General features: G+C 60.3%; 25 protein-coding genes. 18 read left to right on the forward strand and 7 right to left on the reverse strand.

Features of this window, described 5'->3' with window-relative positions:
* The first annotated feature begins 30 nt into the window (after positions 1–30).
* Positions 31–4,026, forward strand: coding sequence for a DNA-directed RNA polymerase subunit beta' (locus CSING_RS02055; RefSeq protein WP_042529259.1), 3,996 nt, complete (start codon positions 31–33; stop codon positions 4,024–4,026).
* Between the two features lie 758 nt (positions 4,027–4,784).
* Here CSING_RS02055 and CSING_RS02060 read toward each other — a convergent pair.
* Positions 4,785–5,774, reverse strand: coding sequence for an alpha/beta fold hydrolase (locus CSING_RS02060; RefSeq protein WP_236684006.1), 990 nt, complete (start codon positions 5,772–5,774; stop codon positions 4,785–4,787).
* 342 nt (positions 5,775–6,116) lie between these two features.
* Here CSING_RS02060 and CSING_RS02065 point away from each other — a divergent pair, with 342 nt between their 5' ends.
* From CSING_RS02065 to CSING_RS02105, 9 genes are all read left to right on the forward strand, one after another.
* The gene (locus CSING_RS02065; protein WP_042529263.1) at positions 6,117–6,746 is read left to right on the forward strand and encodes an ECF transporter S component; all 630 of its coding nucleotides are present in this window, start codon (positions 6,117–6,119) and stop codon (positions 6,744–6,746) included.
* A 10-nt stretch (positions 6,747–6,756) separates the two neighbouring features.
* Entirely contained in the window at positions 6,757–8,175 is a 1,419-nt protein-coding gene (locus tag CSING_RS02070; protein WP_042529264.1) for an ABC transporter ATP-binding protein, read from the forward strand.
* Between the two features lie 73 nt (positions 8,176–8,248).
* A complete protein-coding gene (locus CSING_RS02075) occupies positions 8,249–8,971 on the forward strand; it encodes an energy-coupling factor transporter transmembrane component T family protein (protein ID WP_042533040.1) in 723 nt (240 codons plus the stop codon).
* A gap of 55 nt (positions 8,972–9,026) precedes the next feature.
* The gene (locus tag CSING_RS02080) at positions 9,027–9,596 is read left to right on the forward strand and encodes an isopentenyl transferase family protein (protein ID WP_042529267.1); all 570 of its coding nucleotides are present in this window, start codon (positions 9,027–9,029) and stop codon (positions 9,594–9,596) included.
* A gap of 216 nt (positions 9,597–9,812) precedes the next feature.
* Positions 9,813–10,184 (forward strand): 30S ribosomal protein S12, encoded by a 372-nt coding sequence (rpsL, locus tag CSING_RS02085; protein WP_005286791.1) that lies wholly within the window; start codon positions 9,813–9,815, stop codon positions 10,182–10,184.
* A gap of 6 nt (positions 10,185–10,190) precedes the next feature.
* Entirely contained in the window at positions 10,191–10,658 is a 468-nt protein-coding gene (gene rpsG / locus CSING_RS02090) for a 30S ribosomal protein S7 (RefSeq protein ID WP_042529270.1), read from the forward strand.
* Positions 10,659–11,050: 392 nt separating this feature from the next.
* A complete protein-coding gene (gene fusA, locus CSING_RS02095) occupies positions 11,051–13,180 on the forward strand; it encodes an elongation factor G (RefSeq protein WP_042529272.1) in 2,130 nt (709 codons plus the stop codon).
* 362 nt (positions 13,181–13,542) lie between these two features.
* Positions 13,543–14,733, forward strand: a complete 1,191-nt coding sequence (gene tuf, locus CSING_RS02100) for an elongation factor Tu (protein ID WP_042529275.1) — start codon at positions 13,543–13,545, stop codon at positions 14,731–14,733.
* A gap of 97 nt (positions 14,734–14,830) precedes the next feature.
* Entirely contained in the window at positions 14,831–15,553 is a 723-nt protein-coding gene (locus CSING_RS02105) for a hypothetical protein (protein WP_042529277.1), read from the forward strand.
* Between the two features lie 79 nt (positions 15,554–15,632).
* Here CSING_RS02105 and CSING_RS02110 read toward each other — a convergent pair whose 3' ends face one another.
* Genes CSING_RS02110 through CSING_RS02135 form a run of 6 tightly spaced genes read right to left on the reverse strand, consistent with a single transcriptional unit; the run spans position 15,633 to position 18,749 of the window.
* Positions 15,633–16,199, reverse strand: a complete 567-nt coding sequence (locus CSING_RS02110) for a hypothetical protein (RefSeq protein WP_042529279.1) — start codon at positions 16,197–16,199, stop codon at positions 15,633–15,635.
* On the reverse strand, positions 16,192–16,770 hold the full coding sequence (locus CSING_RS02115) for a DUF6286 domain-containing protein (protein ID WP_042529281.1): 579 nt from the start codon (positions 16,768–16,770) through the stop codon (positions 16,192–16,194). Before CSING_RS02115 ends, CSING_RS02110 begins: the two co-directional genes overlap by 8 nt.
* Positions 16,763–17,722 carry an Asp23/Gls24 family envelope stress response protein gene (locus CSING_RS02120; protein WP_236684007.1) on the reverse strand — a complete coding sequence of 320 codons (960 nt, stop codon included), beginning with the start codon at positions 17,720–17,722 and terminating at the stop codon, positions 16,763–16,765. Before CSING_RS02120 ends, CSING_RS02115 begins: the two co-directional genes overlap by 8 nt.
* Positions 17,722–17,916, reverse strand: coding sequence for a hypothetical protein (locus CSING_RS02125; RefSeq protein WP_042529283.1), 195 nt, complete (start codon positions 17,914–17,916; stop codon positions 17,722–17,724). The genes CSING_RS02120 and CSING_RS02125 overlap by 1 nt, the downstream gene beginning before the upstream one ends.
* An 8-nt stretch (positions 17,917–17,924) precedes the next feature.
* Positions 17,925–18,260 (reverse strand): hypothetical protein, encoded by a 336-nt coding sequence (locus CSING_RS02130; RefSeq protein WP_042529285.1) that lies wholly within the window; start codon positions 18,258–18,260, stop codon positions 17,925–17,927.
* A complete protein-coding gene (locus CSING_RS02135; protein WP_042529287.1) occupies positions 18,261–18,749 on the reverse strand; it encodes an Asp23/Gls24 family envelope stress response protein in 489 nt (162 codons plus the stop codon).
* Between the two features lie 661 nt (positions 18,750–19,410).
* Here CSING_RS02135 and rpsJ point away from each other — a divergent pair.
* Genes rpsJ through rpsC form a run of 8 tightly spaced genes read left to right on the forward strand, consistent with a single transcriptional unit; the run spans position 19,411 to position 23,649 of the window.
* Positions 19,411–19,716 carry a 30S ribosomal protein S10 gene (gene rpsJ, locus CSING_RS02140; protein WP_003848085.1) on the forward strand — a complete coding sequence of 102 codons (306 nt, stop codon included), beginning with the start codon at positions 19,411–19,413 and terminating at the stop codon, positions 19,714–19,716.
* A 35-nt stretch (positions 19,717–19,751) separates the two neighbouring features.
* Positions 19,752–20,408 (forward strand): 50S ribosomal protein L3, encoded by a 657-nt coding sequence (rplC, locus tag CSING_RS02145; protein ID WP_042529289.1) that lies wholly within the window; start codon positions 19,752–19,754, stop codon positions 20,406–20,408.
* Positions 20,405–21,067 (forward strand): 50S ribosomal protein L4, encoded by a 663-nt coding sequence (gene rplD / locus CSING_RS02150; protein WP_042529291.1) that lies wholly within the window; start codon positions 20,405–20,407, stop codon positions 21,065–21,067. Before rplC ends, rplD begins: the two co-directional genes overlap by 4 nt.
* Complete coding sequence (gene rplW / locus CSING_RS02155) at positions 21,067–21,372, forward strand: 50S ribosomal protein L23 (RefSeq protein ID WP_042529293.1); 306 nt, start codon at positions 21,067–21,069, stop codon at positions 21,370–21,372. Before rplD ends, rplW begins: the two co-directional genes overlap by 1 nt.
* 39 nt (positions 21,373–21,411) lie before the next feature.
* The gene (rplB, locus tag CSING_RS02160) at positions 21,412–22,248 is read left to right on the forward strand and encodes a 50S ribosomal protein L2 (protein WP_042529295.1); all 837 of its coding nucleotides are present in this window, start codon (positions 21,412–21,414) and stop codon (positions 22,246–22,248) included.
* A gap of 13 nt (positions 22,249–22,261) precedes the next feature.
* A complete protein-coding gene (gene rpsS / locus CSING_RS02165; protein ID WP_010189646.1) occupies positions 22,262–22,540 on the forward strand; it encodes a 30S ribosomal protein S19 in 279 nt (92 codons plus the stop codon).
* Positions 22,541–22,543: 3 nt separating this feature from the next.
* A complete protein-coding gene (gene rplV, locus CSING_RS02170; RefSeq protein WP_042529297.1) occupies positions 22,544–22,906 on the forward strand; it encodes a 50S ribosomal protein L22 in 363 nt (120 codons plus the stop codon).
* The gene (rpsC, locus tag CSING_RS02175) at positions 22,906–23,649 is read left to right on the forward strand and encodes a 30S ribosomal protein S3 (protein ID WP_042529299.1); all 744 of its coding nucleotides are present in this window, start codon (positions 22,906–22,908) and stop codon (positions 23,647–23,649) included. Before rplV ends, rpsC begins: the two co-directional genes overlap by 1 nt.
* The last annotated feature ends 1 nt before the right edge of the window (position 23,650 follow it).

A 23,650-nucleotide genomic window follows, 5' to 3' on the forward strand; every position in this document is an offset into this window, starting at 1 on the left:
CCCGCCAGGGGGATGAAAGGGAGACATTACGTGTTTGACGTAAATCTCTTCGACGAGCTCCGTATCGGTCTGGCCACCGCCGAGGACATCCGCCGCTGGTCTAAGGGCGAGGTTAAGAAGCCTGAGACCATTAACTACCGAACCCTCAAGCCAGAGAAGGACGGCCTCTTCTGCGAGCGCATCTTCGGTCCGACCCGCGACTGGGAGTGCTCCTGCGGTAAGTACAAGCGTGTCCGCTACAAGGGCATCATCTGTGAGCGCTGCGGCGTCGAGGTGACCAAGTCCAAGGTTCGCCGTGAGCGCATGGGCCACATCGAGCTGGCCGCGCCGGTTACCCACATCTGGTACTTCAAGGGTGTTCCTTCCCGTCTGGGTTACCTGCTGGACCTGGCTCCGAAGGATCTTGAGCGCATCATTTACTTCGCTGCCAACATCATCACCTCCGTGGACGAGGAAGCTCGCCACAATGATCAGTCCACTCTTGAGGCAGAAATGCTTCTGGAGAAGAAGGACGTAGAGGATGACGTCGAGTCCGAGATCGCTGAGCGCGCTGCCAAGCTCGAGCAGGATCTGGCTGAGCTGGAAGCCGCCGGCGCTAAGGCCGACGCCCGCCGCAAGGTCCAGAACGCTGCCGACAAGGAGATGCAGCACATCCGCGAGCGCGGTGAGCGCGAGGTCGCTCGCCTCGACGAAATCTGGAACACCTTCATCAAGCTTGCTCCGAAGCAGATGATCATCGATGAGACCATCTACGAAGAGCTCGTTGACCGCTACGAGGATTACTTCACCGGCGGTATGGGTGCTGAGGCCATCCAGACCCTCATCCGCAACTTCGACCTCGAGTCTGAGGCCGAGGAGCTCAAGGAAATCATCAACAACGGCAAGGGTCAGAAGAAGATGCGTGCCCTGAAGCGCCTCAAGGTCGTCGCGGCCTTCTTGCGCTCGGGCAACGACCCGGCCGGCATGGTGCTTGACGCTATCCCGGTGATCCCACCGGAGCTGCGCCCGATGGTGCAGCTGGACGGTGGCCGCTTCGCCACCTCCGACCTCAACGATCTGTACCGCCGTGTGATTAACCGCAACAACCGCCTCAAGCGCATGATCGACCTCGGCGCCCCCGAGATCATCGTGAACAACGAGAAGCGCATGCTGCAGGAGTCCGTCGACGCGCTCTTCGACAACGGCCGTCGCGGCCGTCCGGTCACCGGCCCGGGCAACCGCCCGCTGAAGTCGCTGTCTGACCTGCTTAAGGGTAAGCAGGGCCGCTTCCGCCAGAACCTGCTGGGTAAGCGTGTCGACTACTCTGGTCGTTCCGTTATTATCGTTGGTCCGCAGCTCAAGCTGCACGAGTGTGGTCTGCCGAAGCTCATGGCTCTGGAGCTGTTCAAGCCCTTCGTCATGAAGCGTCTGGTGGAGAACGACTACGCCCAGAACATCAAGTCCGCCAAGCGCATGGTGGAGCGTCAGCGCCCTGAGGTGTGGGACGTTCTTGAAGAGGCCATTTCTGAGCACCCAGTCATGCTGAACCGTGCGCCGACCCTGCACCGCCTGGGTATTCAGGCCTTCGAGCCGAAGCTCGTTGAGGGTAAGGCAATTCAGCTGCACCCGCTGGCCTGCGAGGCCTTCAACGCCGACTTCGACGGTGACCAGATGGCAGTCCACCTGCCACTGTCCGCTGAGGCACAGGCTGAGGCCCGCGTTCTCATGCTGGCGTCCAACAACATTCTGTCTCCTGCATCCGGTAAGCCGCTTGCGATGCCGCGTCTGGATATGGTGACCGGCCTGTACTACCTCACCATGGACAAGGGCGAGGACGAGATCGGTGGCGCGGGAGCTTACGCTCCCGCAAACGAGAACGGACCGGCACAGGGCGTGTACTCCTCCTACGCAGAGGCCATCATGGCTCGTGACCGTGGCGTACTGGGCCTGCAGGCCCCGATCAAGGTCCGCATTTCTCACCTGCGTCCGCCGGCAGACATCGAGGCAGAGCAGTTCCCCGATGGCTGGCAGAAGGGGCAGGCCTGGATGGCGGAGACCACCCTTGGCCGCATCATGTTCAATGACTTGCTACCGTGGAACTACCCGTACCTTGAGGGCGTCATGGTCCGTAAGGGCGGTTCCGCCAACAAGATGCTCCTCGGTGACGTCATTAATGACCTTGCTGCGAAGTACCCGATGATCACCGTTGCCCAGGTTCTGGACAAGATGAAGGACGCTGGCTTCTACTGGGCTACACGTTCTGGCGTGACCATCACCATGCACGACGTTCTGGTCCTCCCGAACAAGACCGAGGTTCTCGAGTCCTATGAGAAGGAAGCAGAGCGCATCGAGCGCAAGTACTGGGAGCAGGGTGCTCTGACCGAGCGCGAGCGCTACGACCGCCTGGTTGAGCTCTGGAAGGACGCTACCGACACCGTCGGTGAGGCCGTCGAGAACATGTACCCGGATGACAACCCGATTCCGATGATCGTTAAGTCCGGTGCAGCCGGTAACATGCGTCAGATCTGGACCCTGGCCGGTATGAAGGGCATGGTTGTGAACTCCAAGGGTGACTACATCACCCGTCCGATTAAGACCTCCTTCCGTGAAGGTCTGTCGGTTCTGGAGTACTTCAACAACTCCCACGGCTCCCGTAAGGGTCTGGCCGATACCGCTCTGCGTACCGCCGACTCTGGTTACCTCACCCGTCGTCTCGTCGACGTGGCACAGGACGTCATCGTCCGCGAAGAGGACTGTGGCACCCGTCAGGGTGTGCGCGTCCCGCTCGGTGTCGAAACCACCCCGGGCAATTACGATCTGCACGAGCTGTGGGAGACCTCCGCATCCGGCCGCGTTGTCGCAGGCGACGTCAAGGATGAGAACGGCGAGGTGCTCGCTGAAGCTGGCGCAGACCTCACTGAGGAGCTCAGCCGCAAGATCGTCGCCGCTGGTGTTCTGGAGATCAAGGTTCGCTCTGTGCTGACCTGCCAGACCCCGGCCGGTGTGTGCGCGAAGTGCTACGGCAAGTCCATGGCTTCTGGCCAGCTCGTTGATATCGGCGAGGCTGTCGGTATTGTGGCCGCCCAGTCCATTGGTGAGCCGGGTACCCAGCTGACCATGCGTACCTTCCACCAGGGTGGTGTCGGTGGCGATATTACCGGTGGTCTGCCGCGTGTTCAGGAGCTCTTCGAGGCCCGTAACCCGAAGAACCGCGCCCCGATTGCATCCGTCGACGGCACCGTGTCCCTGTCCGATGAGGGCAACTTCTGGACTCTGACCATCACTCCGGATGACGGTTCCGACAACGTGGTTTATGAGAAGCTCTCGAAGCGTCAGGGCCTGGCTCAGGTCCGTCGTCCGATGGAGTCGAACCCGGATGCCATGATCGAGCGTTCTTTGCGCGATGGTGACCACGTAACCACCGGTGACCGCCTCATGCGCGGTGCCGCTGATCCGCACGATGTGCTTGAGGTTCTCGGCCGCCGTGGTGTGGAGAAGCACCTCATTGATGAGGTCCAGGCTGTCTACCGTGCACAGGGTGTGGCCATCCACGACAAGCACATTGAGATCATCATCCGTCAGATGCTGCGTCGCGGTACCGTCATCGACGCTGGTACCACCGACCTGCTGCCGGGTAACCTCATTGACCTTTCGGAGGCCAAGCAGGTCAACGCCGCTCAGGTTGCTGAGGGTGGTCAGCCGGCTCAGCTGCGCAGTGAGATCATGGGTATCACCAAGGCCTCGCTGGCTACGGAGTCCTGGCTGTCTGCGGCTTCCTTCCAGGAGACCACGCGCGTGCTTACCGACGCCGCCATCAACAAGCGCTCGGATCAGCTCATCGGTCTGAAGGAGAATGTCATCATCGGTAAGCTGATTCCGGCCGGTACCGGTATTTCCCGCTACCGCAACATCAGCGTTAAGCCGACCGAGGCTGCACGCAATGCTGCGTACTCCATTCCGACCTACGGTGATTCCATCTACGGCGACGATGGCTTCGGTGAGTTCACCGGCGCCTCCGTGCCGCTGGAGGAGGATTACACCTTCTAAGGTGATGAGCAGTTACTGTGCGTAGTTCGTGATTAGCGCACGAGAGAAATGCCCCCGTTCGCCCTAACTTGGGCGGGCGGGGGTATTTTTGCGTGGTGCGTAGAGCCACTCAATGCCATCAGCAATGTTAATACCATTAACAGAAATTTATGGCATGAGCTGCCATAATTGATTGCTAATTTGTCGATAAGCCCTTTTACTCAGGGGCGAAACTGGGTATATGGGGGAGGAAGGGAGACGTTGCCCCGTACTCAGCGTTGCTTAGCAACTCTGAGGGGTGCTCTATGCCCGGGATTGGGATTTGTGGGGTTAGTGTCTCAAGCGGAGAACGCGACGACGGTAGGGATAACACCGGAAACATTATTTCGTGCACGTGTGCGAGAAGCGGATCGAATGTACCTGCCAGCGTAGGGTGGCATGTTCCGCTCGTAGTTCAGTCCATGAGCAGGGAATACCTTTATTACTTGCGTCCGTGGTAGCGGGGGACTATTCTCAGCAAACGATCAGTTAAAAATCAATACTAAGTATGTAATTGAATGCGCTGAAGTGGCGCAGAGATGTTCCCCAAAAGACTTGGGTACTCCCGAGAAGCTTTCTCCTTTCCTTAAGCACTCAACGAGAGTTCCCATGGTGGTCGGTGCACTAAGAGCCGGCTTCATGTACCCCGTCGCGTAGGTCAGAGGACGCGACGGGGTACTGCGCAGTTTTAGGGCCGATGTGAGTAAGCGGCGTGGGGAAGAGACTAACGGACGCAACTTTTAGCTCTCGTGCCATTCTTCGAGGCGTTCGAGCAAAGTCTTGTCAGACTCCAGCTTTGCCTCACGGTTGGCCTCCACGGTCCCGCCCATCATGGTTTCCCAGGAGGGGCCGACAAGCTCATCAATATTCTCGTGAAAAAGGTGGCCGGCGCCCTCGTAGATGTGAGGTTCAAGGTTGTCGTTCTGCTCGTTCAGAGCCTTGGCGGCAACATCGGCTTGCCACATTGCGTCCTCCGTCCCGGCGAAGAGGAGTCCATGACCATCGAACTGGCTGAGGTCAATGACGGTTTCTGGGTCGGCAGCGGCGGCGATGGCTTCATAGCTAGCGCGATAGGACACCGGCAGACCAAGGGCCAAGCGTGTCATGAGTTTGCCAAACTCGGCTCCCTGCTCAGCAGCAAATTTGCCAAACTCGGCTCCCTGCTCAGCAGCAAAGGGGACGGGTTCGCCCTTCCATGTAAAGCTGCTCCGTGTGCCGGTATCACGCTGGTAGTTGAGGTTGCCGTACGTGTGATCCGCAGGGGTGTAGAGGACAATGTTGCTGATCTCTGGGTAACGAGCCGCCAAGTTTGCAGTGAGCTCCGCGCCCTTCGAGGTGCCGATGACGGTCAGCGGTTGAACACCATTGCCCTTCTCGTTGGCATAGGCAATGACCTCATCAAAGAATTCGAGTGGGACTTCATCAATAAATTCCTTTTGGTCGGGTTGTCCAAAGAAGTAGAGGTCGAGCACATCGTAGCCGTTATCGCGGAGGAGTCGAGCCTGTTCCACGTTGGCGCCGCCGTCGGAGCCACCGAAGACGACGACCGTGCCGGGGTGGGCGTCACCAAGCGGCGAGAGGTGGAACCCCTTCATGTAGTCGCCGTTGATTTTCTCCACGCCGTTCTCGCTGAGAATTCGTTCATCCCCGCCCTCGGGGTTTTCGGGGATTGCATAACGATTGGTGTTGATGGAACGGGCAATCCATATACCAGCGATCAGGAGGACCAAGCATAGGAGAAGAATCCCTAAGATCGTGAGAACAACTTTGATAGCTCGCGTGGCAAATGTCTCCTTTACTGACTGATGTGACATGTGCCGCTATCTCCATTGTATTGCGTGGAAGTGCTGAAGGTGCTGGATGTGCCCTTATCGGGGCTGCTTGCTAAGCTGTCAGTGCTTTTGAGCTTTCTGGGTCGGCGCTGTGAGGTGCTGGCCGCTTTTAACTACACAACGTCACGGGTGCTTCCTGTCCGCATGTGCTTCCCAGCGCACGGGAGGAGGCTGAGATGCCGCCGAGGGGCGGCGAACCGTCGAACCTGATCCGGGTAATGCCGGCGAGAGGGAGGAAAAATGAGTTCTGTATCTACTAGTGGTGCATCGTCGGCCGCGGCGCCTCAGCGGAGCCTGAACTGGCGCATCGTGGACATCGTGGTGGCATCCGTGTTGGGTGTGGCCTGCGGTTTCGTGTTCTTAGCATGGAACACCGTGGGTTATGCCTGGTTCGAAGCCATGGATGCGCTCACTCCGGGCCTGGGTGGTATCGCCACCGGTATCTGGCTCATCGGTGGTGTCATCGGTGGCCTCGTCATCCGGAAGCCGGGTGCAGCGTTGTACGTCGAGCTGCTTGCTGCGATCGTCTCTGCTGTACTGGGCTCCCAATGGGGCCCTAGCACGGTGTACTCCGGTCTCGCGCAAGGCATAGGAGTGGAGATTGTGTTAGCTATCTTCCTGTACCGACGCTTCAGCCTGGGCATTGCGATGCTTGGTGGCATGGCGGCTGGTTGGGGTGCCTTCGTGCTGGAGCTGTTTACCTCGGGAAACCTGGGCAAGACCCTGCAGTTCAACCTCATCTACTTCGTCACACTGAGTATCTCCGGCGCTATTTTGGCCGGTGCGGTGGGCTTCTTCGTGGTGAAGGCGCTGGCGAAGACCGGCGCACTCGATCGCTTTGCGGTCGGCCGTGAACAGCATTCTGCGTAAAACACTACGCATGCGTGACACACAAGATGTAGCAGGGCCGGGCGCCACGAAGGTGACCGCCCGCGGCTTTGGCTGGACTCACGCGGGCCGCACCGCGCCTGCCGTAGCGGACATTGATTTCGTCCTCGAACCGGGAGAGAAGGTGCTGCTCTGCGGCGATTCTGGTTCCGGTAAATCCACGTTGCTCGCTGCCATCGCGGGAGTGCTGGGCGGCGATGACGAGGGAACCCGCGTGGGGGAGATCCTTCTCGAGGATGCCCACGGCAACGTCGAGCAGCCGGGACGCACCATCCCGGTGGGCTTGGTGCTCCAAGATCCGGACTCCCAGGTAATTGCGGCACGAGTGGGCGATGACGCGGCATTTGGCTGTGAAAATCTTGCCTACCCACGTGAAAAAATCTGGCAGCGTGTTCGCTCCGCGCTGGAAATGGTGGGTCCTTATGTCAGCCTCGATTTTCCCACCGCGCAGCTGTCCGGTGGACAGAAGCAGCGCTTGGCGCTCGCCGGTGTCATCGCAATGGGCGCTGGCGTGGTGTTGCTGGATGAGCCCACGGCGAACCTAGATCCGGAAGGTGCGCGCGACGTTATCGAAGCCGTCGCCACGATGGTGGAGCGCACGGGTGCCACACTCGTTGTGGTCGAGCATCAGCATGCCGCGTGGAAAGGCGTACTCGATCGGGCCATCGAGCTCAAGGATGGGCGGATCGTGGCGGATGGGCAGCTTGATGACGTCGTCTCGGACCGTATCGTTACTGACTTGCCGTCGGCGAGGCGCGTCGACAAGCACAGCGAGCCTGCCCTGTGGAGCACGGACTTGGTGACACGCTTCGGGCCGCCGCGCTCTTATGCGCTGCCCCAGGGTGCATCGACGGTGCTGACCGGGCCGAATGGCGCGGGCAAGACGACATGGATGATGACAGTGGCAGGGCTTCTGCCTGCCCAATCGGGCGACGTTGGTGTTGCGGACTTCGTGCGGCGGGGATTGAAAGGCTCGCCACTGACGTGGAAGTCTCGGGAACTTGCGGATCGCATCGGGTTCGTGTTCCAGAACCCGGAACACCAATTCGTTGCCCGTACGGTGGCGGAGGAGCTGCGCGTGGGTCCGAAAGTCATGCGCCGTGAGATCCCGGAAGAGCGTATCGCTGAGCTTGTCGAAGTCCTCCGTTTAGGCCACCTCCTCAACACCAATCCTTTCACTTTGTCAGGAGGGGAGAAGCGCCGGTTGTCCGTGGCGACGGCACTGGTGAGTGCTCCGGACGTGCTGCTTCTCGACGAACCCACGTTCGGCCAAGATCCCCACACCTTTAGCGAGCTGGTGGGGCTGCTACGCCGCATGGCCGATGAAGGCACGACCATTGCCTCCGTTACCCACGACCCACTATTTATTTCTGCTCTTGGTGATCACCGCGTGGAGGTGACCCGTGACTGAGACGCAAACTGGTCAGAACACGTGGTCTGCTGGGCTGCTGTCCGGAGTTAATCCGCTGACACGCATCTTCCTCATGTTCGTGTGGGTCACCCCGCTGCTGCTCTCTGTGGACTGGGTATCGGCGGCGGTTTCGTTGGGCATGACCTTGCTTTTCGCCCCGTTGTGCGGGGTGTCCTGGCCGCGCCTCATTAAGGCCGGCTGGTTCCTGTTCCTGATAGCTCCGCTATCCGGTATCTCGATGCTGCTCTACGGCGCTCCTGGCGGGCGGGAGTACGCCAGCTGGTGGCTGATCACGGTCACGGACAACTCGATAGAGTTGGCCATAGCTATGACGCTGCGAGTGCTGGCAGTGGCGCTGCCGATGGTGGTGCTCGCGCGGGACATCGATCCCACGGAACTGGGAGATGCCCTCTCGCAGATTCTCAAACTTCCCTCCCGCTTCGTCATTGGGGCCGTGGCCGGAGTGCGCATGATGACGCTATTTAAGTCGGACTGGCAGTACCTCGGCATGGCGCGTCGGGCCCGCGGGCTTACCGATGAAGGCCGTGTCAAGCACCTCATCACCATGTCCTTCGGTCTGCTCGTCTTAGCGCTGCGCCGAGGCGGAAAACTGGCTACCGCGATGGAAGCCCGTGGATTTGGCCGAACCCCGCCGGGAGGCGGCCAACGCACATGGGCGCGCCCTTCTCGTCTCGTCCAACGAGATTGGCTGGTCATGGTGCTGGGTGTGATCCTCGCCGCACTACCGGTGGTAGTTTCGGTGCTGAGTGGTTCGTGGAGGTTCTTCGGTCTGTAGGCCTCCGCGGTACCTTGTCTGCACGCGCAAACCCAGAAGTGGTGAAAACAAACACATGCAGGACACGCAAGATGCTGACTACAACAGTCAGATGGAACGGCTGTTGGAGGACGTCGTCAAGCTCTCCGACTCGCGAAAACGTCCGATGAAACCAGTGACCGTGTTGATCGACGGCCCATCCGGAGCCGGCAAGACCTGGGCATCAGTGGCTTTAGCCGAGCGCACAGGGTGGCGAGTGGTGCACCTCGACGAGTTTTATCCAGGCTGGCACGGCCTCGAGGCCGGCTCCGTCATGGTGGCCGAGCAAGTTCTGCGAGAGAACAATCCAGGCTATTGGCGCTGGGATTGGGAGGCCAACGCACCTAGGGATTGGGCGAGCCTTGACGTGCGAGACGACCTTATCGTTGAAGGCGTTGGCTGCGTCACTGCGGAGAACATCGCGGCAGCGCAGCAGCGTGGTTCTGTGGTGACCGTGCGTATCGATGGCCCCCGCGAGCAGCGCCGCCAGCGTGCGCTGGAGCGCGACCCAGACTATGAAGAGTGGTTTGAGACATGGGAAAACCAGGAGAAAAATTACTTCGCCGAGCTGGCTGCTGAGGCCGACCTGACCTGGGAATGGAGCTAGCGACTCTGGGATTTGGGCAGATCAGGGGGCTGGTGGTACTCTAACCAACGGTTTCATCTTTGGTGAGATGAAAAGTCTGATCAGTTTCTCGGCCGTTCGTGGTCGAGGGAAGTTCTGGACATGCGGAAGGGCCCCGGAGAAGAGCCCCTATTTTTGCATGTTTGACGCACCTTCCTTGATCAGTAGAAGCCGAAGTCATACAGAAAGACAAGATCTATGCCAACTATTCAGCAGCTGGTCCGCAAGGGCCGCCACGACAAGAAGGCCAAGGTTGCTACGGCCGCCCTCAAGGGCTCCCCGCAGCGCCGCGGCGTGTGCACCCGCGTGTACACCACCACCCCGAAGAAGCCGAACTCGGCACTCCGTAAGGTTGCCCGTGTGCGCCTGACCTCCGGTATCGAGGTTTCTGCCTACATTCCGGGTGAGGGCCACAACCTTCAGGAGCACTCCATGGTGCTCGTCCGCGGTGGTCGTGTGAAGGACCTCCCGGGTGTTCGTTACAAGATTATCCGTGGCGCACTGGATACCCAGGGCGTGAAGGACCGTAAGCAGGCTCGTTCCCGCTACGGCGCAAAGAAGGGACAGTAATCAACAATGCGTAAGAATGCTGCACCGAAGCGTCCTGTAGTTAAGGACCCGGTTTACAACTCCGAGCAGGTCACCATGCTCGTGAACAAGATCCTGCTGGACGGCAAGAAGTCCACCGCCGAGCGCATCGTCTACGGTGCTCTCGAGGCTTGCCGCGAGAAGACCGGTACCGATCCGGTCGGCACCCTGGAGAAGGCTCTGGGCAACATCCGCCCGGACCTCGAGGTTCGCTCCCGCCGCGTGGGTGGCGCTACCTACCAGGTGCCGGTTGAGGTTAAGCCGGCTCGCGCTAACACCCTGGCTCTGCGTTGGCTGGTGACCTTCACCCGTCAGCGTCGTGAGAACACCATGATCGAGCGTCTCGCTAACGAGATCCTGGATGCTTCCAACGGCCTGGGTGCTTCCGTCAAGCGCCGTGAGGATACTCACAAGATGGCTGAGGCTAACCGTGCCTTCGCCCACTACCGCTGGTAATCCCTGCGGAAAATTCGCCACATGGCATCATGGCCCGAACAACGACATCATCGTTTACCTGCACTAACAGTGCGCGCCGGCGCCCTTTAATGGGGTATGGCGGCGCACACAGTGCGGACCACAAACTTTAATAGCGTTGTTCGGGCCATTTTTGTATCTGGGAATCGAACGCCCTGCATGCACGGCCACATAGTGGATGCAGTAACATGCACAACGGGACAGTGGCAGCCCACAAGTGAGGTGTATTAGGCGCCTCGCGCTGCCGCGCTAGCCCAGACGTGGCAAAATAGACCAAGACCTATCCATGAAGACGTCGGACTTGCCTCATTGACGTGGAAGTTGATGAGTGAGGAAATGCGGCGTCGACGACACATTAAGTTGGGGTATAAACCGTGGCACAACAAGTGCTTAAGGATCTGCACAAGGTCCGCAACATCGGCATCATGGCTCACATCGATGCTGGTAAGACCACCACGACCGAGCGCATTCTCTTCTACACCGGTATCAACCGTAAGGTCGGCGAGACCCACGATGGTGCTTCCACCACTGACTGGATGGAGCAGGAGAAGGAACGCGGCATCACCATTACGTCCGCTGCTGTGACCTGTTTCTGGGACAACAACCAGATCAACATCATTGACACCCCGGGCCACGTGGACTTCACCGTTGAGGTTGAGCGTTCCCTGCGTGTTCTCGATGGCGCCGTTGCCGTCTTCGACGGCAAGGAGGGCGTTGAGCCGCAGTCCGAGCAGGTGTGGCGTCAGGCTGCTAAGTACGACGTGCCGCGTATCTGCTTCGTGAACAAGATGGACAAGCTGGGTGCGGATTTCTACTTCACCGTCCAGACCATTATCGACCGCCTCGGCGCGAAGCCGTTGGTAATGCAGCTGCCGATCGGTGCTGAGGATGACTTTGACGGCGTCGTCGACCTTATCGACATGAAAGCCATCACCTGGCGCGGCAAGGTCGAAACCGGTGCTGAGCCGACCATCGAGGAGATCCCGGCCGACCTGCAGGAGAAGGCTGAAGAGTACCGTGAGAAGCTGCTCGAGGCTGTCGCTGAGTCTGATGAGGAGCTCATGGAGAAGTACTTCGGCGGCGAGGAGCTGACGAAGGAAGAGATCAAGGCTGCCATCCGCAAGATGACCATCAACTCCGAGATCTACCCGGTGCTGTGCGGTACCGCATACCGCAACAAGGGCGTCCAGCCGCTGCTTGACGCTGTTGTGGACTACCTGCCGAACCCGCTCGACATTGGCGAGATCCAGGGCCACGCTGTTGGCAACGAGGACGAGGTCATCACCCGTAAGCCGTCCATTGAGTCCCCGTTCTCCGCTCTGGCTTTCAAGATTGCTGCTCACCCGTTCTTCGGTCAGCTGACCTTCACCCGCGTGTACTCCGGCCAGGTTGTTCCGGGTACCGAGGTTATGAACTCCACCAAGGGTAAGAAGGAGCGCATCGGCAAGCTCTTCCAGATGCACGCCAACAAGGAGAACCCGGTTGAGCAGGCAGATGCCGGCAACATCTACGCCGTCATTGGTCTGAAGGAAACCACCACCGGTGACACCCTGTGTGACAAGGATGACCAGATCATCCTCGAGTCCATGGACTTCCCGGACCCGGTTATCAAGGTCTCCATCGAGCCGAAGACCAAGGCTGACCAGGAGAAGCTGGGTACCGCTATTCAGAAGCTTGCTGCTGAGGACCCGACCTTCACCGTTGAGCTCGACGAAGAGACCGGCCAGACCGTTATCGGCGGTATGGGCGAGCTTCACCTCGACGTTCTTGTTGACCGCATGAAGCGCGAGTTCAAGGTTGAGGCAAACATCGGTAACCCGCAGGTTGCTTACCGCGAGACCATCCGCAAGAAGGTCGAGTCCCTGGACTACACCCACAAGAAGCAGACCGGTGGTTCTGGTCAGTTCGCAAAGGTCATCTGCACCATCGAGCCGTACAACCCGGACCCGGAGACCCTGGAAGAGGGCGAGTCCGCAACCTACAAGTTCGAGAACGCCGTCACCGGTGGCCGCGTGCCGAAGGAGTACATCCCGTCCGTCGACGCTGGTATCCAGGATGCTATGCAGTACGGCTACCTCGCTGGCTTCCCGCTGGTGAACATCAAGGCCACCCTCGAGGATGGCGCTTACCACGACGTTGACTCCTCTGAGATGGCCTTCAAGCTCGCTGGCTCCCAGGTCCTCAAGGAGGCCGTTGCCAAGGCAAAGCCGGTTCTGCTTGAGCCGGTCATGGCAGTTGAGGTCGTTACCCCGGAGGAGTACATGGGTACCGTTAACGGTGACATCTCCTCCCGCCGTGGCCAGGTCTTCTCCATGGAGGACCGCTCCGGCGCCAAGGTCGTGAAGGCAAAGGTACCGCTTTCCGAGATGTTCGGTTACATCGGTGACCTGCGTTCCTCCACCGCCGGCCGTGCAAACTTCACCATGGTCTTCGATTCCTACGCTGAGGTTCCGTCCTCCGTGGCACAGGAGATCATTGAGGAGCGCACCGGCAGCAAGGCCTAAGCGGCCCCGCCGTTTAGCCCGCATTGCAGGGCTGGTAGTCTTCGCCAGTAGACCGCCAGCTCTCTGCACTGGGGGTAGCGGTCGGCTGAGTGCGCACCAAAGGATGTGTGTGTTGAGCCGGCCGTTACCCTCCCAGGATCCTGCTAATTGATTCTTGTCGAGGGTCAACGACCGCACGTTATGCGCGGGGTTACCTCCTAAAGAGGCAGTTTGAAAAAACTGCGGCATAAATCTAGGATCGTGTAACTGGCACGTAAAGAAAGCGTCATTAGCGCTTATGGGCCCGGCCCGAAGTGCCAATGGCAATACAAACCACGTGGCTGCGAAATACGTAGCCGCCATAGAGTCCAGGAGGACAAACAGTGGCAAAGGAGAAGTTCGAGCGTACGAAGCCGCATGTGAACATCGGCACCATCGGACACGTCGACCACGGCAAGACCACCACCACCGCAGCGATCACCAAGGTTCTGGCTGACGCTTACCCGGAGGAGAACACCGCTTTCGCCTTCGACATGATCGATAAGGCTCCTGAGGAGAAGGAGCGCGGTATTACCATCAACATCTCCCACGTTGAGTACTCCACCCCGAAGCGCCACTACGCACACGTGGACGCCCCGGGCCACGCCGACTACATCAAGAACATGATTACCGGTGCTGCTCAGATGGACGGCGCCATCCTGGTTGTTGCTGCAACCGATGGCCCGATGCCGCAGACTCGTGAGCACGTTCTGCTCGCTCGCCAGGTTGGCGTTCCGTACATCCTCGTTGCACTGAACAAGTGCGACATGGTTGACGATGAGGAAATCATCGAGCTCGTCGAGATGGAGATCCGCGAGCTGCTCGCTGAGCAGGACTACGATGAGGACGCTCCGATCGTTCACATCTCCGCTCTGAAGGCTCTTGAGGGCGACGAGAAGTGGGTACAGTCCGTCGTCGACCTGATGCAGGCTTGCGATGACTCCATTCCGGATCCGGAGCGCGAGCTGGACAAGCCGTTCCTGATGCCGATCGAGGACATCTTCACCATTACCGGCCGCGGTACCGTTGTTACCGGCCGTGTTGAGCGTGGCTCCCTGAACGTCAACGAGGACATCGAAATCATCGGTATCAAGGACAAGTCCATGTCCACCACCGTTACCGGTATCGAGATGTTCCGCAAGATGATGGACTACACCGAGGCTGGCGACAACTGTGGTCTGCTTCTGCGTGGTACCAAGCGTGAAGAGGTTGAGCGTGGCCAGGTCTGCATCAAGCCGGGCGCTTACACCCCGCACACCAAGTTCGAGGGTTCCGTCTACGTCCTGAAGAAGGAAGAGGGCGGCCGCCACACCCCGTTCATGGACAACTACCGTCCGCAGTTCTACTTCCGTACCACCGACGTTACCGGCGTCATCAAGCTGCCGGAGGGCACCGAGATGGTCATGCCGGGCGACAACGTTGAGATGACCGTTGAGCTGATCCAGCCGGTCGCTATGGACGAGGGCCTGCGCTTCGCTATCCGCGAGGGCTCCCGTACCGTCGGCGCTGGCCGTGTTACCAAGATCATCGCCTAATCAGCTGATTAGCGGGATGTAGTAGCATCCTTGAGCCGCCCAATCCCAGTGGGGTTGGGCGGCTTTTGCGATCGACGAAAGACTAGGCTGGGGTATCATGTTTGATCCGACTCGCATCGACCGCACTTTAGGGGCTCTTCGCTCCGCCTGGGAGGGTCAGCCTGATCTGCCCCTAGGTACTCTCTTCGGCATGCTCGCGGCGGAAGGATATGGCTGGGGTGTGTCCGACGACGAGCTCACTGCCCGGCTGGAGGCGATGGCGCAGGTGCATCCTCCGCTCATTCCGCTTTCCGACGCCTCCCTCGTCACCCACGGCCTGTGGCTCGCCGTCACCGATTCCCACAGAGTTACGCTGGTAGCCACGCAGGGTTCCTCTCAGGTGGTTGTGCGGCCCGTGACCAAGGAAGGGGAGAGGGGGCAGCCGGTCGCGTGGAAGGTGTCTGCGCTGCGGCCGGTTGGTCCTGGTCGGCCGCTCGTCCTGTCCGATAGCGAAGGATTTGAGCACCGCTATGGCGTCGTCGAGTCGGTGACGCGCCTTCGCGAAGACAATCGTTCCCTTAGTGGTCTCACGCGCCGCAGCGTTGGTGACAGAGTATGGTTCATCCGTACCGCGGAGGAGACGATCATTCTCGACCATGGCCTCCACGTCACGGAGCGCAAGAACCGCGAGTTAGTCCGCACAGATTTTTCATGGCATCGCATCGACGAGTGCGCTGTCGGGGTGCCCTTGACGGTCGACCTTTCCCGCGGAACACAGCACTCTTTCGGCGAGGTGGTAGAGGTGACCCTCGTGGAATCGGAGCCGTGGTGCCCGCGCTAACTGTTTTCCGGATCGCCGATGGGCCCGCCAACCGTGGTGTAGTTGGCGGGTATGGGGAGTGCCCAGTAGGGCGAGCTAACTAGACGCCGGAGCTGCGCACCTTGGTGAAATGTACCTTGTACGTCGTGTCCACATCCGCATCAGGAAACGCTGCACGGAAGTCCTGGTCATTGACTTCGATGGCATCCTTAATGCGCAGAATCGGGGTGTCCGGGTCTGCGAGGATTTCGTACTGGAGTGTGGGGCGTGCGCGGTCGTAGGCGACGAGCCGTGAGACCTTCTCAACGCCTTCGACGTTGGCCAACGTGTCGGCGACAGCACCAGCGATGGCATTCATGCTGGTTTTGATGGCGCCGTCTTCATTGGAGGCGTCGGAATGCACCACGTTGAAGCGGCGGTGGCGCAGATTCGCGATGATAAGCCACAGGCCTACCAATGCCATTACCACAGTGGCAGCAGCGAGGGCATAGACCCACCACGACTGCTTCGGAAGTCCTGCCCACGTCTCGTGGTCGACCCAATCGGCCAGGTACGTAGCGAATCCGACGTCGAAGTGAATGAGAATCGGCCACGCACCCAACGCGATGAGTAAGAGCCCAAGAATGGCGAGAATAACCCGGTCCACGCCGGCGAGTGTCTTAGACATTGGCGATCTCCTCTTGGTCGTTCTCGATGTGAACGGTGAGCTCGGGGGTGGGGGAGACGGCGGCGAGCGCAGCGGTAACTGCATCCGTCACGCGCTCCTTGAGCTGGGAGTCCTCGAGATCGCCCGTCGCAGTGACAGTGACCTGGGCGCGGTTCGAGGAAATCTTCGCGCGGCTGCGCGCGGCGCTGGCACCCGGTACTCGGCGGGCAGACGCCGACGCCACGCGCGCAATATCAACAGCACGCAACCACATCGACGCTTCCTCCGAGGCGATAGTGACGTGGGTAGTCTTACGCGGTGCACAGGCCGCCCACAGCAGGATAAGGCCGACAAGGATGCCGATGCCACCGCCAATCAGCATCCACGTCTCGATGTCTGGCTTTGACATGACATCAATGAACGGTTGCAGCCATGACTGACCGCCCTCATCGGCGCCGACAACCCAGGCCTCGCGACCTGCTACGGCGGCACCGGCGATGAGCACGATGCCAAGGATAACGGTCCACGTGCGTGCGGGCGGTGAGGCCTTGGGACGTTGGCCTAAGCCGACGGGCAGAGTCGAATCACTCATGGTGGGCTCCTTCGGCAAACGGGGTGATGGTAATTGCGCGCAGTGGCGTAGGGCGAGGTATGTCGACGCGGCGGGTGAAATCCGCCGAGGGCCGGATTTCAATCGGGCGGAGGTTGCGCGACGTAGCGCTCGGCGCGACTTGCGGCGTGCGGAGCGCTGTGGCGCGCGGGGCCGTAACGTGGTGCGGCTCTACCGGGCGTGGAACGTCGACCTTGCGCAGGGCCATGGGGTGCGGTGCGGATACTGGTCGTGGTTGCAGCGGACGGGGGACGTCGACCGAACGTGGGCGGAATTCGCTTGGCATGGTCACCGACCGCACAGTAGCTGGCTGCGGATCGCGGGTGTGTCGTAAAGGCTGCTCTGGTGCCGTGGTGATGTCACGCAACTCGTCATAGCGCTGCGGGGAAGGCCCGAAACCAGAGGTGCGAACCTGTACTGCCTGGGGAGTCGCCACCCCACGTACGGCGGGAGCTGCGGGGACAGCGATCTGGCGGACCGCCACACCTTGTGATGTTTTAATCTCCTTGAGCTCCTGCGCAGGCACAATTGCTGGAATCTGCGCGACAAGCGGAGTGCGCGTCGATACGGCCAGTGCAGAGGTCCGTTCACCAGCGACTGCACCGCCCACCGTCACGTTGACGCGCGTCGTGCGAAAGCCGGTGAAATCACGGACGGTATCTGAAATGGCGGAGCGTACAGCCGACGCCACGTCGGTCACCGGGGAGGGCCAATACACGGCGATATCGGCATCAACCGCGACGACCTTCGCGTCCGGATCCATCTGCGCCATGACGCGCGGGAAAGCGCGTCCAGCAAGGCCGGCCAGTTTGGCGTCGACAGCCGCAGTTCCCGGGACACTGGCGATGGCGACATGAATAACCTTTTCCATCGCCCGCAGCGAGAACTGAGTGCGGCCCTGCGCCGTGGGGATCTCGTCGAACGGAGTCGTCACTAGCCTTGGCCTCTATCCTGGCCGACCACGCCTTTCCACACGGCGGTGAGGTCGATGCGGCCGTCGAAGTGTGCGCCGACAACGCCGCCAATCGCGGCCAGTAGAACCGCGAGTACGACGTACCAGACGCCGAGGTAGATGAAAAAGGCGAGAACCAAGCCGGCGAGGACGCCGAGGGAGGTGTAGTTCTTCATGGTTTTCCTTAGTTCTGTGGGGATCCGGCGGACTCAACGGCATCCGCGAAGACAACGTCGACAGTGCGTGCTCCGGGCCAGGTGCTGCGGACGGTGTCACGAATGGCGGCGCCGAGCGCCGCTAAAGGCTCGCCCGCGCTGACGTCAACAACGATGTGTACTTCGAGGCGCGTATCGTCCCGCGGCGAGGGGCGTGAGATTCCGTAGATGCGCTCGCCTGGGAAGAGCAGTGCGACTTCGCCGAAGCGTCCGCCGCTGAGCTTGGCGACGCCCCGCAGGCCCGTCACCGCTTCCTCAATAGCGTGGGCATCCTCCGCCGTGAGTTGTGGGGGCTGCTGACTCACTTAGGCCTGTCCCTGGGAGATTGCCGGGGTGGTGTCCTCCTGCTCGTTCTCGTCCTTCGGCAGCTTGACGTCGTGGACAACGACGTCGACACGGTTGACGGACAGGCCAGTCATGCGCTCCACGGCATTCATGATGTTGCGGCGGATTGCCTCAGCCAGCTCGTGGATGGCCACACCGTACTCAGCGATGATGGCGATATCGATGTTGGCGGATCCATTGGCAACCTCGACCGTGACACCCTGACGAACGTCCTCAGAAGCGCCAAAGGACTCACGAATTGAGCCCATCATGCGAGCACCGCCGCCGCCGAGTGCAGCGACGCCAGAGACTTCGCGGGCGGCAATGCCAGCAATCTTGGAGACGACGACGTCATCAATGCTGGTAGTGCCGAAGTCGGTTTCCAAATTCTCGTTGCGCTCTGCCTGAGCAGCCGGGGTAGCTGCCTTGGTGTTCTCTGCGACGTCCTTCGGTGTGGTGTTGTCAGCCATGGTGAAACCTTCTCAGTTCGAATCGGGGGTTAGTCATTCGAGCGTCGCACGCTCGCCATACACCGAGTCTAGAGGCGAATAGTTGAGTCGTGGGGTGCAGAGCAAAAACTTTAGCCAAAACGTGATTTTCGGCACGGTTTCCGTAGCGGTTTGGAAAACGGGAGGTTACATGCTTAAATACAGGGGTTGCTTTAACACAGCAACGTGGCCGCAGGCAGGAGCTTGTAGGGCGTTGTTGCTGGTAAAGCGAACATGACACCTTTGTTGTGAGGCTCGTGAGGGCCGCACTCGAAGGTCATCCGATCGGGCTAGGTCCGCGTTTGAGCAGAGACACCCCCGAGACGATGGACCGGAGAAGGAGCATGGCAAATAAACAGCGGCAGTATATGAATAAGACTTTGGTTGCAGATCTCTGATCGAACGCCCCAGTCTTCTTCCTATTGACTTTGACTACGGGTCTTGTACCCCGTCATGAGCACTGCACGGTGGGCATTTGCCTTCTGCTGCACCTCGTGGTCGTCATGACAGTCAGACAACTGGCGTTGCGCCAAGGCTCCAAGCCCGGACAACGTTATAGAGAAATCGAGAAGCAATTTCCCACCGCTTCACGCCCCGGATACGCCGGGAATGTGAAAGTGGGGAAGCGAGGAAGAGGATAAGCGTGGCGGGACAAAAGATCCGCATTCGGCTGAAGGCCTACGACCACGAGGCTATCGACGCTTCTGCCAAGAAGATCGTTGAGACCGTTACCCGTACGGGTGCCCGTGTAGTTGGTCCGGTGCCGCTCCCAACCGAGAAGAACGTATACGCCGTTATTCGTTCTCCGCACAAGTACAAGGACTCTCGCGAGCACTTCGAGATGCGCACTCACAAGCGCCTCATCGACATTCTCGACCCGACCCCGAAGACCGTTGACGCTCTTATGCGCATCGACCTTCCGGCAAGCGTCGACGTGAATATCCAGTAAGCGATCGACACAACGTATTTGGTGGAGAACTAATTATGAGTGAAAACGAGATCAAGGGCATTCTGGGCACCAAGCTCGGCATGACCCAGGTCTTCGACGAGGAGAACCGCGTTGTGCCGGTCACCGTCGTCGAAGCTGGGCCGTGCGTGGTTACCCAGATTCGTACCGCAGAAACCGATGGCTACAACGCCATCCAGATTGCCTTCGGCGAGAAGGACCCGCGCAAGGCCAACAAGCCGGCCGCTGGTCACTTCAAGAAGGCTGGCGTGACCCCGCGTCGCCACGTTGCTGAAATCCGCATGGATGACACCTCTGCATATGAGGTTGGCCAGGAGGTCAAGGTGGACATCTTCGAGGGTGTAACCTTCGTTGACGTCACCGGCACCACCAAGGGCCACGGCTACGCCGGCGCCATGAAGCGCCACGGCTTCGCAGGCCAGGGCGCTGCCCACGGTAACCAGGCCGCTCACCGCCGCGTTGGTGGTATTGGTGGCGCTTCGTTCCCGGGCCGCGTCTTCAAGGGTAAGCGCATGGCTGGCCGCATGGGCCAGGACCGCGTGACCACCCAGAACCTGAAGATTCAGAAGATTGATGCCGAGTCCAACCTGCTGCTCATCAAGGGTGCTATCCCGGGTGCGCGCGGTGGCCTCGTCACCGTTAAGACCGCAGTGAAGGGCGGTGCACACGCATGAGCAACCTCAAGCTAGACGTCCAGACCGCTGACGGTAAGACCAACGGCTCTGTTGAGCTGCCGGCCGAGCTCTTTGACACCGAAGCATCCATCGCTTTGATGCACCAGGTTGTCAACGCTCAGCTTGCTGCTGCTCGCCAGGGCACCCACAAGACCAAGACTCGCGGCGAGGTCCGCGGCGGTGGCCGTAAGCCGTTCCGCCAGAAGGGCACCGGTCGCGCCCGCCAGGGCTCCATCCGTGCACCGCACTACACCGGCGGTGGCACCGTGCATGGCCCGGTTCCGCGCGACTACTCCCAGCGCACCCCAAAGCGCATGATCAAGGCTGCTCTCTACGGTGCACTGTCTGACCGTGCACGCAACGAGCGCATCCACGTCATCGAGGAGCTCGTCCCGGGTCAGACCCCGTCCACCAAGCAGGCCAAGGCCTTCATCGAGCGCCTCACCGACCGCAAGAACGTTCTTCTGGTCGTCGGCCGCGAGGACATCAATGCTCGCCGCAGCGCCAACAACCTGCCGAACGTCCAGATCCTGGACGCCGGCCAGCTGAACACCTACGACGTCCTCTACTCGGACGATGTTGTGTTCTCCGTTGAGGCTCTGCACACCTTCGTCGAGCGCGCCACCGGCGCTGCCGAGGAAGCTAAGGAGGAGAAGTAATGGCTAAGCTCGCTAACCCGCGCGACGTCATCATCGCACCGGTTGTGTCCGAGAAGTCCTACGGCCTGATGGAGCAGAACGTGTACACGTTCTACGTCTCCACGGACTCCAACAAGACCCAGATTAAAGATGCCGTCGAGCAGATCTTCGGCGTGAAGGTTGCTTCCGTCAACACCGTGAACCGTGCAGGTAAGCGTAAGCGCACCCGCACCGGCTTCGGTCAGCGTAAGTCCACCAAGCGCGCCTACGTGACGCTCCGTGAAGGCAGCGACTCCATCGACGTCTTCGGCGGTTCTGCTAGCTAGCAGAACGGCTCCAAGAGCCGATAAGGAAAAGGAAGAATTATGGCTATTCGTAAGTACAAGCCGACAACTCCGGGTCGCCGCGCATCCTCCGTGTCCCAGTTCGAGGAGATCACTCGTTCCACTCCGGAGAAGTCCCTGCTGCGCCCGCTGACCAAGACCGGTGGTCGTAACAACTACGGCCGCATCACCACCCGCCACATCGGCGGTGGCCACAAGCGCCGTTACCGTCTGATCGACTTCCGTCGTACCGACAAGGACGGCATCCCTGCAAAGGTCGCTCACATCGAGTACGACCCGAACCGTACCGCTAACATCGCTCTCCTGCACTATGCAGATGGCGAGAAGCGCTACATCATCGCCCCGAAGGGCCTGAAGCAGGGCACCGTCGTCGAGTCCGGCCCGAACGCAGATATCAAGGTTGGTAACAACCTGCCGCTGCGTAACATCCCGACCGGTACCACCATCCACGCTGTGGAACTCAAGCCGGGCGCTGGCGCTAAGCTGGCCCGCTCCGCTGGTGCTTCCATCCAGCTGCTGGGTAAGGAAGGCAAGTACGCGGTTCTGCGTATGCCGTCCTCCGAAATCCGTCGCGTCGACATCCGTTGCCGCGCCACCGTGGGTGAGGTCGGCAACGCTGACCAGATGAACATCCGCTGGGGTAAGGCCGGCCGTATGCGCTGGAAGGGCGTCCGCCCGACCGTCCGTGGTGTCGTCATGAACCCGGTCGACCACCCGCACGGTGGTGGTGAGGGTAAGACCTCGGGTGGTCGCCACCCGGTGTCGCCGTGGGGCCACAAGGAAGGCCGCACCCGCAACCCGAACCGTTACTCGAACAACATGATCGTGCGCCGTCGTCGCCCGAACAAGAAGCGCTAAGAGGAGGTAAACAATGCCACGCAGCCTGAAGAAGGGCCCGTTCGTCGATGAGCACCTCCTCAACAAGGTAGATGCTCAGAACGAGGCCGGCACCAAGCAGGTCATCAAGACCTGGTCTCGCCGTTCCACCATCCTTCCTGACTTCATCGGTCACACCTTCGCCGTCCACGACGGTCGTAAGCATGTGCCGGTGTTCGTCGAGGATTCCATGGTTGGTCACAAGCTCGGCGAGTTCGCACCCACCAAGACCTTTAAGGGTCACGTCAAGGACGACAAGAAGGGACGTCGATAAGCGATGAGTGACACCATCACCTCCGCATCCGCAACGGCTCGCTACGTCCGCGTTACCCCGATGAAGGCACGCCGCGTCATCGACCTGGTCCGCGGTAAGTCCGTAGCCGAGGCACTTGCAATCCTGAAGTACGCTCCGCAGGGCGCCGCTAAGCCGGTAGCCAAGGTTGTTGCATCCGCAGCTGCCAACGCAGAGAACAACTTCGGCCTGGATCCGCGCACCCTGGTCATCTCCGAGGCATACGCCAACGAGGGCCCGACCATGCGTCGTTTCCAGCCGCGCGCACAGGGCCGCGCATTCATGATTCGTAAGCGCACCAGCCACATCACCGTGGTTGTCGAGAGCCAGAAGGAAGGGGCCAAGTAATGGGCCAGAAGATCCATCCTCACGGCCTACGTTTGGGCATCACTTCCGACTGGAAGACCCACTGGTACGCCGATAAGGACTACGCCAACTACGTAGCCGAAGACATCAAGATCCGCCAGTACCTGGAGAAGGGCCTCGACCGCGCCGGCATCGCCGACGTCGTCATCGAGCGCACCCGCGACCGCGTCCGCGTCGACATTCACACTGCCCGCCCGGGCATCGTGATCGGCCGCCGCGGCGCTGAGGCCGACCGCATCCGCCGTGAGCTGGAGAAGCTCACCGGCAAGATGGTTGCCCTCAACATTCTCGAGGTCAAGCAGGTCGACGCTAACGCAACCCTGGTTGCTCAGTCCATCGCGGAGCAGCTGGTTAACCGTGTTGCATTCCGTCGTGCAATGCGCAAGGCTATCCAGTCCGCTATGCGCCAGCCACAGGTTAAGGGCATCAAGATTTTGCTGTCCGGCCGCCTGGGTGGTGCTGAAATGTCCCGCGTTGAGCGCTACCACGAAGGTCGCGTTCCGCTGCACACCCTTCGCGCCGAAATCGACTACGGCACCGCAGAGGCCCACACCACCTTTGGCCGCATTGGCATCAAGGTGTGGATCTACAAGGGTGACGTCGTCGGTGGCGTGCGTGAGTCCGAACTGAACGCTCCGGCGCAGGGCCGTGGCCGTGACCGCAATGGTCGCTCCCGCCGCGGTGGCCAGCGTCGCCAGCGCGCACAGCAGAAGCAGGAGGGCTAAT

The sequence above is a fragment of the Corynebacterium singulare genome (genome assembly GCF_000833575.1).
Lineage (GTDB): Bacteria > Actinomycetota > Actinomycetes > Mycobacteriales > Mycobacteriaceae > Corynebacterium > Corynebacterium singulare.

Excerpts from the sequence above, each read along its gene's own strand:
- CSING_RS02065 (WP_042529263.1), top strand. The coding sequence starts at position 6,117 with ATGAGTTCTGTATCTACTAGTGGTGCATCGTCGGCCGCGGCGCCTCAG.
- CSING_RS02070 (WP_042529264.1), top strand. The coding sequence starts at position 6,757 with ATGCGTGACACACAAGATGTAGCAGGGCCGGGCGCCACGAAGGTGACC.
- CSING_RS02075 (WP_042533040.1), top strand. The coding sequence starts at position 8,249 with ATGTTCGTGTGGGTCACCCCGCTGCTGCTCTCTGTGGACTGGGTATCG.
- CSING_RS02080 (WP_042529267.1), top strand. The coding sequence starts at position 9,027 with ATGCAGGACACGCAAGATGCTGACTACAACAGTCAGATGGAACGGCTG.
- rpsL (WP_005286791.1), top strand. The coding sequence starts at position 9,813 with ATGCCAACTATTCAGCAGCTGGTCCGCAAGGGCCGCCACGACAAGAAG.
- rpsG (WP_042529270.1), top strand. The coding sequence starts at position 10,191 with ATGCGTAAGAATGCTGCACCGAAGCGTCCTGTAGTTAAGGACCCGGTT.
- CSING_RS02105 (WP_042529277.1), top strand. The coding sequence starts at position 14,831 with ATGTTTGATCCGACTCGCATCGACCGCACTTTAGGGGCTCTTCGCTCC.
- CSING_RS02110 (WP_042529279.1), bottom strand. The coding sequence starts at position 16,199 with ATGTCTAAGACACTCGCCGGCGTGGACCGGGTTATTCTCGCCATTCTT.
- CSING_RS02115 (WP_042529281.1), bottom strand. The coding sequence starts at position 16,770 with ATGAGTGATTCGACTCTGCCCGTCGGCTTAGGCCAACGTCCCAAGGCC.
- CSING_RS02125 (WP_042529283.1), bottom strand. The coding sequence starts at position 17,916 with ATGAAGAACTACACCTCCCTCGGCGTCCTCGCCGGCTTGGTTCTCGCC.
- CSING_RS02135 (WP_042529287.1), bottom strand. The coding sequence starts at position 18,749 with ATGGCTGACAACACCACACCGAAGGACGTCGCAGAGAACACCAAGGCA.
- rplC (WP_042529289.1), top strand. The coding sequence starts at position 19,752 with ATGAGTGAAAACGAGATCAAGGGCATTCTGGGCACCAAGCTCGGCATG.
- rplD (WP_042529291.1), top strand. The coding sequence starts at position 20,405 with ATGAGCAACCTCAAGCTAGACGTCCAGACCGCTGACGGTAAGACCAAC.
- rplW (WP_042529293.1), top strand. The coding sequence starts at position 21,067 with ATGGCTAAGCTCGCTAACCCGCGCGACGTCATCATCGCACCGGTTGTG.
- rplB (WP_042529295.1), top strand. The coding sequence starts at position 21,412 with ATGGCTATTCGTAAGTACAAGCCGACAACTCCGGGTCGCCGCGCATCC.
- rpsS (WP_010189646.1), top strand. The coding sequence starts at position 22,262 with ATGCCACGCAGCCTGAAGAAGGGCCCGTTCGTCGATGAGCACCTCCTC.
- rplV (WP_042529297.1), top strand. The coding sequence starts at position 22,544 with ATGAGTGACACCATCACCTCCGCATCCGCAACGGCTCGCTACGTCCGC.
- rpsC (WP_042529299.1), top strand. The coding sequence starts at position 22,906 with ATGGGCCAGAAGATCCATCCTCACGGCCTACGTTTGGGCATCACTTCC.